The organism is Limnofasciculus baicalensis BBK-W-15 (assembly GCF_024178385.1).
In the GTDB taxonomy this organism is placed as follows: domain Bacteria; phylum Cyanobacteriota; class Cyanobacteriia; order Cyanobacteriales; family Coleofasciculaceae; genus Limnofasciculus; species Limnofasciculus baicalensis.
Genome location: NZ_JAMZMM010000408.1, coordinates 1 through 4860 on the forward strand (window position 1 = coordinate 1; position 4860 = coordinate 4860).

The 4860-nt window shown below is 40.6% G+C and carries 2 protein-coding genes; one reads left to right on the forward strand and one right to left on the reverse strand.

The window, feature by feature from the left end; genetic code table 11:
- The first annotated feature begins 297 nt into the window (after nt 1-297).
- The gene (locus NJ959_RS25480; protein WP_254014560.1) at nt 298-4089 is read left to right on the forward strand and encodes a replicative DNA helicase; all 3792 of its coding nucleotides are present in this window, start codon (nt 298-300) and stop codon (nt 4087-4089) included.
- 86 nt (nt 4090-4175) lie between these two features.
- On the opposite strand, the gene NJ959_RS25485 is transcribed toward NJ959_RS25480, so the two are convergent.
- Nucleotides 4176-4730 carry an FKBP-type peptidyl-prolyl cis-trans isomerase gene (locus tag NJ959_RS25485; protein WP_254014561.1) on the reverse strand — a complete coding sequence of 185 codons (555 nt, stop codon included), beginning with the start codon at nt 4728-4730 and terminating at the stop codon, nt 4176-4178.
- Between the last annotated feature and the right edge of the window lie 130 nt (nt 4731-4860).

A 4860-nucleotide genomic window follows, 5' to 3' on the forward strand; every position in this document is an offset into this window, starting at 1 on the left:
GGAATAGGGAGTGGGGAGTGGGGAGTAGGGAGTGGGTTTTTTGGAGTGGGGAGTGGGAAATAACCATTAACCCGTTAACTATTAGCCATTCCTTATTCTCCATTAAACTATCCAACAATCAATTCACCTGAGATCTTGTACCAATATCAATAACTGTAGGGTGGGCACTCCTCCCTAACATAATTTTGTGCTTTTCGAGTCATCTTAGGGAGTGCCCGTCCTATAAAAAACTACAAAAAACAGTTTGTTGAGAATAGTGCAAGATCTGAGTTCACCAAACTTAATCGGGCATCGGCTATGAATCAAGATTCTAATTTTGCATCATTGAGCAATGGGCTACCTCCTCAAAATATTGAGGCTGAGGAGGCAATTATTGGTGGAATTTTACTAGATCCTGAAGCAATTAGTCGAATCGCTGACTTGTTAGTTAGCGACGCATTTTATATTAAGGCTCATAAAGAAATTTATAAAACAGCTCTCTTGCTCCACAACCAAGGGAAGCCAACTGATTTGATGAGCGTTACTACTTGGCTAAACGACAACAACTTATTAGAAAAAGTTGGTGGTCAAAGTAAATTAGCACAACTAGTGGATACAGTAGTATCAACTGTTAATATTGACCGATATGCCGCATTAGTAATAGACAAATATCAGCGGCGCAGGCTCATTCAATCAGGTAATGAGATTATTCATCTTGGTTACGATACATCCCTAGATTTAGAACATGTTCTAGATAGAGCAGAACAAAAGATTTTTGGTCTATCTCAGACAACTGCAAATTCAGGTTTAATTCCAATTTCTGATACTCTCATCGATACATTTCAGGAGATAGAAAACCGTAATGAGGGTACTACTCTACCCGGCATTCCTTCAAATTTCTACGATTTAGATGCCTCAACTGGCGGTTTTCAACGTTCTGATTTGATTATTATTGCTGGTAGACCATCAATGGGGAAATGCCTCTGTGCCCAGGCAGAAATTGTCCTCTCAGATGGGGAAATAACAACTATTGAGGAAATTTACCGTCGTCGTATAGCTCAAGTACTTACACTGGGAAATGATTGGCAGTTTTACCTTACTCAACCATCAGGATTTGTGGACGATGGTATCAAACCAGTATTCCGCGTTACTACCCGATTAGGACGGTTTATCGACACCACAATTACACACCCTTTTCTAACTATTAAAGGATGGCAACAGCTTGGAAAAATCAACCCAGGGGATCGGATTGCTGTACCTCGGCAAATAAAAATTTTTGGTACGGAAACTTTACCAGAGGGTCAAGTAAAATTATTGGGGTATTTGATTGGGGATGGTTGTCTAACAAAGTCTTCTCCACAGTTTATAAATAGCAATCCCTTACTCCAAGAAGAATTCACTGAATCACTTACTTTATGGTCTGAAGAATTAGGTCTTTGGGTAAAGAATGCTCATCAAAAAATAATTCCACTAATTGTTTTCAAACTAACGCGATCGCAAATCTCTTTATTTCTGAATCGTCTATTTGCTACAGATGGATGGGCTACAGTACTTAAAAGTGGTCAATCCCAAATAGGATATGGAACTGTTAGTGAAAAACTGGCTCGACAAATTCAGCATTTATTATTACGATTTGGTATTATTTCTGCTCTCAAACAGCGGAGTGTAAAATACAAAAATACTCGCCGACAAGCTTGGCAACTTGATATTACGGATCCTCAGTCTCTCAAAGATTTTATATCTGAGATTGGTATTTTTGGTAAGGAAGAAGCAATATCCAGAGTGGCAGACGCTCTAGCTAATAAAAAATACAAAACTAACCGGGATCTCATCCCCGTTGAAATTTGGCAGGAACTAGCTAAGTTAAAAGGAAATGAATCTTGGCATAATTTAGCCCTAAGAGCTGGAATTAAGGGTTATTCCAATATTCATGTTGGCAAAGGAGCTTTATCAAGAGAAAGACTTTTTCAATTGGCGACTGCTTTAGATAATCTGTCACTTCAGCAGTTAGCGACAAGTGAAGTTTACTGGGATGAAATTGTGTCAATTGAACCCCTTGGCTACAAGGAAGTGTACGACTTGACAATTCCGGAAACTCACAACTTTGTTGCTAATGATATTTGCGTTCACAATACTAGCTTTGCCATGGGAATTGCGCGGAATATTGCCGAAGAATTACCTGTGGCAATTTTTAGCTTGGAAATGTCCAAGGAACAACTCGTACAGCGGCTATTGGCTAGTGAAGCGGGAATTGAAAGTAATTATCTGCGGAGTGGACGGATTAGTCAAAATCAGTGGGAACCTTTGAGTAGGGCACTGGGAACTTTATCTGAGTTACCAATATTTATTGATGATAGCCCCAATCAGACTGTCATGCAAATGCGCTCGCATTTACGCCGACTTCAAGCACAACAAGGTGGAAAGTTAGGATTAGTTTTGATCGATTATTTGCAATTAATGGAAGGCAGTGGCAGTGACAATCGGGTACAAGAGATATCTCGAATTACCCGAAGTCTCAAAGGATTAGCACGGGAATTAAATGTCCCGGTGATTGCTTTGTCTCAGCTTAGTCGCAGTGTGGAAACTCGCAATAATAAGCGCCCGATGATGTCTGATTTAAGAGAAAGTGGCTGTATAACAGGTGATAGCCTGGTGACATTAGCTGATAGTGGTGTTGAAGTGCCGATTCGCGACTTGGTAGGAAAATCTGGCTTTGCTGTTTGGGCGCTAAACGTAAACACAATGAAGTTGGAAAAGGCATTTGTTAGTAATGTTTTTCCGACAGGTGTGAAGTCTATATGGCAAATCAAAACTCGTCTGGGGCGAACAATTCGAGCAACGGGTAATCATAAATTTCTCACCATTGGTGGATGGCAGCGTCTGGATGAGTTAGAGGAGGGTTCGCGTATTGCTCTACCTCGCTACTTATCTAGTCCACTTGTACAATCAATGAGCGATCCTGAGATAGCATTACTAGGTCACTTAATTGGAGACGGATGCACTCTACCTAGGCACGCTATTCAATACACAACAAAAGAATTAGATTTGGCGGATATTGTTGTATCTCTAGCGCTTAAAGTTTTTGGGAATCTGGTTAATCCTCGTATCATCAAAGAGCGTAGCTGGTATCAAGTTTATCTTCCCGCCAATTATCCTCTAACCCATAACGTCAGGAATCCAGTAGTTAAATGGTTAGATGGGATGGGAATTTTTGGTTTGAGATCCTATGAAAAATTTGTCCCGAACCAAATTTTTGAACAGCCTCAAGAAGCGATAGCCATTTTCCTACGTCATCTCTGGAGTACAGATGGCTCTATCAAGTTAATAGGAGGAACATCTACCAGGGCTATTGCTTACTACTCCAGCAGTAGTAAGAGGCTTGCGTCTGAAGTTCAATCCCTCTTAGTCAGACTGGGGATTAATGCTCGACTATCTGTACATTCGCAACACGGAAAAGGACGAGATCAATATCATGTAACAGTAACAGGCAAACCCGATCTGGAAAAGTTTATTAACCTGATTGGTGCAATAGGAATTTACAAACAGCAAGCGCTTCAAGAAATTGCAGAATATATTGAGGCTCATTCAGCAAATACGAATAGAGATGTCATCCCCAGTGATGTATGGAAAATCTATGCTATTCCAGCAATGCAACAGTGTGGTTTAACTACACGTCAGATGCAGGCTCAACTCGGATCGGCTTACTCTGGAACAAGTCTTTACAAACAAAATATGAGTCGAGAGCGAGCAACCCGATTAGCTCATGTCGTCAAATCTGATGATATTATTCGATTGGCTAGTAGCGATATCTACTGGGATGAAATTGTGTCTATAGAGGCTGATGGTGAAGCTGAAGTTTACGATTTAACAGTTCCTACTCTTCACAATTTTATCGTTAATAATATAGTAGTTCATAACAGTATTGAGCAGGATGCGGATTTAATTATTATGCTTTATAGAGACGAATACTATTCACCAAATACACCTGACAGAGGTGTCGCAGAAGTTATCATTGTTAAACATCGTAATGGACCAACAGGCACAATTAAATTCTTATTTAAACCAGAGTTGACCAAGTTTTTGAATATGGCAAATACAAGACCAATATAAGGATGAAGGTTGAATAGAAAAAATAGTTTCATCCTTCACACTTCATCCTTCATCCTTCACACTTCATCCTTTAGGAAAGATTGCGATTATTTAACCCCAAGCAGTTCAACATCAAAAAGGAGAGTAGCATTAGGAGGAATTACACCACCAGCGCCACTAGCACCATAACCTAAATCTGGCGGAATAATGAGCTGCCTCCGCCCACCGACTTTCATCGTCGCAACGCCTTCATCCCAGCCTTTAATCACTTGTCCCACTCCAATTGTGAAGGAAAAAGGACTATTGCGATCGCGGGAACTATCAAATTTAGTCCCATTCACCAGAGTACCAGTGTAGTGAACCACTACATTTTTACCCGTTTGGGGGCTGTCTCCCTCTCCCACCTTCAGATCTATATACTTCAAACCGGAGGGAGTTGTCACTGTTTCCTTTTTCGCAGTCTCTTCGCTATTTGAATCAGTACTCATTGCAATTGGTTTTATATCGTTAACAGATGGGTTAGCACTCTTTGTCTCGCTTACCACAGCGGGTTGACTCTCTGTCGTTTGGTTAGATTTCCCGTTTCCAGGACTTAACTGTACCACCGCCAGGAGTAACCCACAGACAACTATAACGCCTATGCTGATTAAAATAGCTTTCAAAATCTTTCCTCCCTACATTTTTGTTGGTTGTTGGTTGTTGGTTGTTGGTTGTTGGTTGTTGGTTGTTGGTTGTTGGTTGTTGGTTGTTGGTTGTTGGTTGTTGGTTGTTGGTTGTTGGTTGTTGGTTGTT

Excerpts from the sequence above, each read along its gene's own strand:
- NJ959_RS25480 (WP_254014560.1), top strand. The coding sequence starts at position 298 with ATGAATCAAGATTCTAATTTTGCATCATTGAGCAATGGGCTACCTCCT.